Below are 6,144 nucleotides of genomic sequence, written 5' to 3'. Positions count from 1 at the left end.
GAGGGGTGGGAGCGCGGGGTTCCGGTTGAGTACTTGCGGTGGGTGGTTGAGCGGTGGCTGGAGTTCGATTGGCGGGAGTGGGAAGCGCGGCTGAACGCCTATCCGCAGTTTGTGACGCGGATTGACGAGCAGGAGGTGCATTTCCTGCACGTGCGGTCGCCGGAGGCCGGCGCGTTGCCGTTGGTGCTGACGCACGGGTGGCCGGGGTCGGTGGCGGAGTTCCTGCCGGTGCTCGGTCCCCTGACGGATCCGGCGGCGTACGGCGGGGATCCGCGGGACGCCTTCCATCTCGTCGTACCGTCGGTGCCGGGGCATGGGTTCTCGGTGCCGCTCGAGTCCGGTTGGAACCACGCGCGGATCGCCAGAGCGTGGGCCGAGTTGATGCGAAGGCTCGGCTACGACCGGTACGGCGCTCAAGGCGGTGACACTGGATCCGTGGTCTCACCGTTGCTAGGGGCAACTGATCCGGAGCACGTGGTCGGCGTGCACATCAATGGTGGATTGGCATACCCCGACGTTCTGCCCGAGGACCAGCTGACAGCCACAGAGCGCGAGCGGCTTGCGGAAGCAGATCGCCTGCGGAAGGTCGGGACCGGATACGCCGACCTGCAAGGGACCCGACCGCAGACCGTTGCCCACGGCCTCAGTGATTCACCCGTCGGGCAACTGGCGTGGATCCTGGAGAAATTCTGGGAGTGGACCGACCCGGCGAAACCCTTGCCGCACGAGGCTGTCGACCTCGACCACATCCTCTTCGATGTCTCGCTCTACTGGTTCACCAACACGAGTGCCACCTCCGCCAACCTGTACTACGAAGTTGACCAGCCGGCCGAACGATCCGACGTACCGACCGGGGTTGCGGTCTTCCCGACCGACCCGGCGATCCGGCGGGTGTTAGAGCGTCGGCACCGGATCGTGCACTGGTCGGAGTTCACGCGGGGCGGGCATTTCGCGGCCCTGGAGGCACCGGACCTGCTCGTGGATGACGTTCGCCGATTCTTTCGGCTGGTCCGGTAGTCGAGCCGGCGCAACAAATGTCAGTAGGCCGCCATCTCGCTCGGCGACCGCGTCGGGCCAGCGGCGGCGCACCATGCGCAGGCTGGCGTCGTTCGAGGTGCTGACCACGAACAGGAAATGTGTAGCACCTGAAGCGATTGCGTCAGCAGCTGCGACCGCAAGCATGTGTACGCCGAGGCCGCGACCCTGCTCGTCGTCGGCGATCACGGCGGCCAGCTCAGCGACCCGCCCGTCCACCATGTCCGGTACGCCGAGGGTCGCCCAGGCCCACATGGCGTGGCCGATCGTGCGGTCGTCGCGGGAGGCCACCCAGGCGGCACCGGCGGGCCGGAGCATCCGGAGTAGGAGGGCCGGTCGCGGGGGTGTGCCGATGGCGGTCTGGAACCGGAACCAGCGGCTGAGGTCGGACAGGCCGGTGAGCAGCTGCTCGAGGCCGTCCAGGTCGGCCTCGTCGGCGCGGCGGAGGGTCACTGGCTGAGTCTGATTCACGGATTCAGCCTGACGGTACTTGGCTAAGTCTGTCAAGCAGACTTATCCTCGATCCATGACGACCTTGGTTCCGGAGGCGATGGCCTACTCGACGGAGAACTGCACGATCTCGCGCACGATGGAGACTCTCGGCGACAAGTGGACCTTCCACGTCTTGCGGGAGCTGTTCGTCGGGGTGCGGCGGTTCGAGGACATCCGGACCCGGGCCGGGATTCCGCGGCAGGTCCTGACCGACCGGCTCGCGGCGCTGATCGAGCGCGGGGTCCTGCGGCGGGAGCCGTATCGCGAGCCCGGCCAGCGTGAGCGGTACGAATACCGCCTGACTCAGGCCGGTCTGGATCTCTATCCGGTCCTGGTGGCGATGATTCAGTGGGGCGATCAGTACCTGGCGGACGAGGCCGGTCCGCCGATCGAGCCGCGGCACCGCGACTGCGGTGAGCACGTGAGCGTCGTACTGCGCTGCGATGCCGGCCATGAGCCGGAGCCGCGCCAGGTGGCGATCCGCCCCGGCCCCGGAGCGATCCTTCGCGAAGTCAGTTAGCTGGCGTCCAGCTCTGCAATGGCCTGGCGGAGCAACCGCTCGGTGTCGCGGGGCTGCGCGGCGGCGATCGAGAGCGCGTCCATCGTGACGACGTACGTGTCGAGGTCTTCGCGCTTGTCCAGGTAGACCGCACTGGTCAGGTGCTCGATGTAGACGATGTCCGGCAGGTCGGTGTCGTTGAAACGCAGCAGCGTGAACGCACCGCCGGTCGCGGTGTAACCGCCCTTGCCGAACGGGATGATCTGCAGCGTCACGTTGTGCCGCCGCGACTGCTCGATCAGGAACTCGAGCTGATTGCGGAGCACCTTCTTACTGCCGATCGGCCGACGCAGCACAGCCTCGTCGATGACGACCCAGAGTCGGGCGGGTCGCTGCCGCGTCAACACTTCCTGACGGCGCATGCGCAAGGCGATCAGGCGATCCACCTCGGCGGGCGGTAGCGGCTCCTCGAGCCGGCCCATCGCGATCACGGCGCGCGCGTACTCCGGGGTCTGCAGCAGGCCCGGAACGAACTGGAGCTCGAACGTCCGGATCAGGTCCGCGGCGCCCTCCAGCCCGATGTAGGAATGGAACCAGTTCGGCGTGAGGTCGTCGTACCGCTGCCACCAGCCGGGGTTGTTCGCCTCGCGGGCGAGCGTCAGCAGGCGGTCCCGCTCGACCTCGTCCTCGAGTTTGTACAGCGCCAGCAGGTCCTCGACGTCGCGCACCTTGAAGCCGACGCGGCCGAGCTCGACACGGCTGATCTTCGACTCCGAGCCGCGGATCGCCCAGCCCGCGTCGGTGCGGCTGATCCCGGCTTCCTCGCGCAGCCGGCGCAGGTGCGCGCCGAGCATGATGCGCAGGGCGGTCGGGCCGCCGTACGCCGGTTCCGTCACGCCTGCCCTCCCAGTTGCTGGTGTTGTCAGCGATCATTTCACAACAGAACGTGAAGTCGTCCAGGGAACCCGCGCGCACGACGTGTTCACTGGGGCCTACTGTCAGTAGAGTTCCCTCACAGCTCCCGACAGACAGTAATGAGGTTTGTATGCCCGACTCCAGCAAGGCTCCCAGTTCGGTTCCGGTCGGGGTGGACACCACCAGGGCCAGTATCGCCCGGGTGTACGACGCCTTCTTGGGCGGCAAGGACAACTTCGAGGTCGACCGCGAGGTACTGCGTGGGGTCCAGGCCGCCGCGCCGCAGGCCCAGGACCTGGCCTGGTCGAACCGGAACTTCCTGATCCGCTCGTGCCGGTTCCTGGCGGGCCAGGCGGGGATCACGCAGTACCTGGACTGCGGATCCGGCCTGCCGACCGCCGAGAACACCCACCAGGTCGTGCAGCGGATCCAGCCCGAGGCCAAGGTGCTCTACATCGACAACGACCCGGTGGTGCTCGCGCACGGCCGCGCGCTGCTCGAGGAGAACGAGAACACGCTGTTCGTCAGCGCCGACATCTTCGAGCCGGACGAGGTGCTGAGCAAGCCCGAGGTGCGTGAGTTCCTCGACTTCAGCCAGCCGATCGCCGTGATGCAGGCCGGCACGTTGCACCACTACATCGGCACCGAAGGTGCGCAGATCATGCAGAAGTACGTCGACGCGGTGGTGCCCGGGTCCTACACGGTGATCTCGCACTTCTACGACCCGGAGACTCCGGAGCACACCGCGGTCGCCCAGAAGATGGAGGACAAGTTCATCCACAGCCCGATGGGCAGCGGCAGGTTCCGCACCCGCGCGGAACTGATGGAGTTCTTCCCCGGCCAGGAGCTGGTCGCCCCGGGCCTGGTGCTCTGCGACGACTGGTGGCCGGACGGCCCGCGGCTCAAGCCGCTGAACCAGGTCGAGGAATGCATCGTCGGCGCCGTCGGCCGCAAGCTCTAACAGCTCCAGCAATCTGTACGGCGAAGCGCCCGGGACCCACGCGGTCCCGGGCGCTTACACGTGTTCGGAGATGAGCGTGGCGATCGTGTGCTTCGCCAGGCTGCGGAAGATGTGGGGGAGGTCGCCCGGGTAAGAGATGTAGTCGCCGGGATGCAGTTCAACCGGCTCGTCAGCAGGGCCGATCAATGCGCGGCCGGTGCCGAGGATGACGTGTTCGACGACGCCGGGCATGTGGGGTTCGGATCGGCGGCCGGGACCCGCGTCGACCTCGATCCGGTAGATGTCGCGCCGCGCGTACGGCGGACTCGAGGCGACGAGTGTCGCGCTGTATTCGGGGTTCTCGGAGTAGAGCACCGGCCCCTCGCCTGCCCGGATCAGCTGGATCTTCGGGCGTGGCGGATCGAGGAGCGCGGCGAAGGGCGTATCGAGCGCGACCGCCAGCGCCCAGAGCGTCTCGACACTGGGGTTCCCGGTGGCCGACTCCAATTGGGAGAGCGTCGACTTCGCGACGCCGGCCCGCTTCGCCACCTCGCTGAGCGAGAGCCCGGCTCGCGCCCGGTGCCGGCGCAGGGAGGCTGCGATCACATCCAGTGGTGCCTTACTGTCCATCCGTGTTCGCTCCATCGGTACGGTCGTTCGGGTTGACGAACGGGTGGTCTGTGTTCATCATAATGTCCATGCGTTCGATCTGGCGAACACTCGACCGGCGGCTGGCCCGCGACATCGGACTGGTCTGCCTGGCTGACGGCGTAGTCGGCCTCTCGTACGGCGCGATCAGCGTCGGCGGCGGTCTGCCCTGGTGGGTGCCGGTGCTGCTGTCGATCGTCGTGTTCGCCGGGGCCTCGCAATTCCTCTTCGTCGGGATCGTGATCGCCGGCGGTAGCCCGATCGCGGCGATGATCGCGGGCGTTCTGGTGAACACCCGGCATGTCGCGTTCGGTCTGGCGGTGAGCGACGAGGTCGGTTCTGGTTGGCGGCGCTGGCTCGGAAGCCACCTGATGACCGATGAGAACGTTGCCTTCGCCATTGGCCAGGACAACCCCCGGCAACGGCGAGCGGCGTACTGGGCTGGTGGGATCGGCATCTTCATCTGCTGGAACATCGGCGTCCTCCTCGGTTCCGCGGCCGGCTCGGTGATCACCGACACCGACGTCTTCGGCCTCGACGCAGCCTTCCCCGCAGTCCTGCTAGCGCTGGTTCTCCCGGCGCTGCGCGACCGCTCCACCCGTACGGCGGCCTTGGTCGGAGCCGTCGTCGCATTGGCCACGACACCGTTCCTGCCAGCCGGCTTGCCGGTACTTTTCGCCTCGGCCGGCTTGCTTTTCTACCGCACCCCGAAGCCCGCACTGGAGCCCGCCGCATGAACACTCCGTTGCTCCTGACCGGTATCGGAATCCTTGCCGTCGGCACCTTTTCGTTGCGGATCGCGGGTCCGGTGCTGCGCAGCCGCTTCGAGATCCCGGAGCGGATCCAGGGCCTCCTCGCGGCCGCCGCGATCGTCCTGCTGACCGCCCTGGTCGCCACCGCGGCGCTCACCGCCGGTTCCGGTTCGGCTGGTATCGCGCGACCGGCCGGCGTACTGGTGGGCGGTGTCCTCGCCTGGCGCAAGGCGCCGTTCGTGCTCATCGTGGTTGCGGCCGCCGCAACAGCTGCTGGACTAAGACTCCTCGGAGTCCCATAACTCAGTTAATCTCCCGCTATGAGCAGCTCCGCCGCCCCTCCGGCTGCGCCGCGTCGAACACTGATCTGGATCGGGATCGGATGTTTCGTCGTCGGCCTTGCCCTCACGGCCTTCTTCGTCGTGCGGATCGTCACGACCGCCCCCGTCTCGCCGCAGCCGATCGGCGACTCCAGCACCCAGGTGACGCTGGCGGAGAAAGGACTGACGATCTACTCGTCGATCCCGGTGATGGAGGCGCCCTGCCGGGTCAAGGACGCGCAGGCGGCCGACGTGGCACTGGTGGAGCCACGCAGTACCGAACAGATCACGGTCAACGGCGAGAGCTGGTACGTCGTCCTGCGCTCGGAGAACACGGTCCCGGCCGGCGACTACCTGGTCACCTGCACCGACAAGGAGACCAGCGCGACGTACGCCGTCGGCCCGCGCAGCTCCGTGGTGGCGTTCGTCCTGTCGATCTTCGGCGCGATCGGTTCGATCCTGGTGTTCGGAGCGCTCGGTGCCGTCCTGCTGACCATCGGCATCGTCCGCCGCCGCCGCAAGCCCGTCGGCCGCGTCCCCGGC

At 67.6% G+C, this 6,144-nt stretch carries 8 protein-coding genes and 1 pseudogene; 6 read left to right on the top strand and 3 right to left on the bottom strand.

Annotated features, from left to right (window positions below; translation table 11 throughout):
* The coding region (locus tag E1263_RS41645) for an epoxide hydrolase family protein (RefSeq protein ID WP_132177871.1) at positions 1-1,017 on the top strand (1,017 nt) is incomplete at its 5' end.
* Between the two features lie 78 nt (positions 1,018-1,095).
* Here the strand turns inward: E1263_RS41645 and E1263_RS44200 are convergent.
* A pseudogene (locus E1263_RS44200) lies at positions 1,096-1,488 on the bottom strand (N-acetyltransferase family protein); the annotation flags it as partial.
* Between the two features lie 73 nt (positions 1,489-1,561).
* Here E1263_RS44200 and E1263_RS41635 point away from each other — a divergent pair.
* Entirely contained in the window at positions 1,562-2,047 is a 486-nt protein-coding gene (locus tag E1263_RS41635) for a winged helix-turn-helix transcriptional regulator (RefSeq protein ID WP_202869309.1), read from the top strand.
* Here E1263_RS41635 and E1263_RS41630 read toward each other — a convergent pair.
* Positions 2,044-2,880, bottom strand: coding sequence for a helix-turn-helix domain-containing protein (locus E1263_RS41630; protein ID WP_132177873.1), 837 nt, complete (start codon positions 2,878-2,880; stop codon positions 2,044-2,046). The two genes, E1263_RS41635 and E1263_RS41630, sit on opposite strands and share 4 nt — an antisense overlap.
* A 191-nt stretch (positions 2,881-3,071) precedes the next feature.
* On the opposite strand from E1263_RS41630, the gene E1263_RS41625 reads away from it, so the two are divergent.
* Positions 3,072-3,902, top strand: coding sequence for an SAM-dependent methyltransferase (locus E1263_RS41625; RefSeq protein WP_132177867.1), 831 nt, complete (start codon positions 3,072-3,074; stop codon positions 3,900-3,902).
* A 54-nt stretch (positions 3,903-3,956) separates the two neighbouring features.
* On the opposite strand, the gene E1263_RS41620 is transcribed toward E1263_RS41625, so the two are convergent.
* Complete coding sequence (locus E1263_RS41620; RefSeq protein ID WP_132177865.1) at positions 3,957-4,511, bottom strand: helix-turn-helix domain-containing protein; 555 nt, start codon at positions 4,509-4,511, stop codon at positions 3,957-3,959.
* Positions 4,512-4,579: 68 nt separating this feature from the next.
* Between E1263_RS41620 and E1263_RS41615 the strand changes: the two genes are divergently transcribed.
* The 3 genes from E1263_RS41615 to E1263_RS41605 all read left to right on the top strand — a co-directional run.
* On the top strand, positions 4,580-5,266 hold the full coding sequence (locus E1263_RS41615) for an AzlC family ABC transporter permease (protein ID WP_132177863.1): 687 nt from the start codon (positions 4,580-4,582) through the stop codon (positions 5,264-5,266).
* Positions 5,263-5,583 (top strand): AzlD domain-containing protein, encoded by a 321-nt coding sequence (locus tag E1263_RS41610; protein ID WP_132177861.1) that lies wholly within the window; start codon positions 5,263-5,265, stop codon positions 5,581-5,583. The genes E1263_RS41615 and E1263_RS41610 overlap by 4 nt, the downstream gene beginning before the upstream one ends.
* An 18-nt stretch (positions 5,584-5,601) precedes the next feature.
* Positions 5,602-6,144, top strand: a 543-nt coding sequence (locus E1263_RS41605; protein WP_132177859.1) for a hypothetical protein, incomplete at its 3' end; no start/stop codon positions are given.

The sequence above is a fragment of the Kribbella antibiotica genome, from assembly GCF_004349055.1.
In the GTDB taxonomy this organism is placed as follows: domain Bacteria; phylum Actinomycetota; class Actinomycetes; order Propionibacteriales; family Kribbellaceae; genus Kribbella; species Kribbella antibiotica.
Note: the sequence above shows the minus strand (reverse complement) of the source record. Positions and strands in the feature narration are given on the sequence as shown.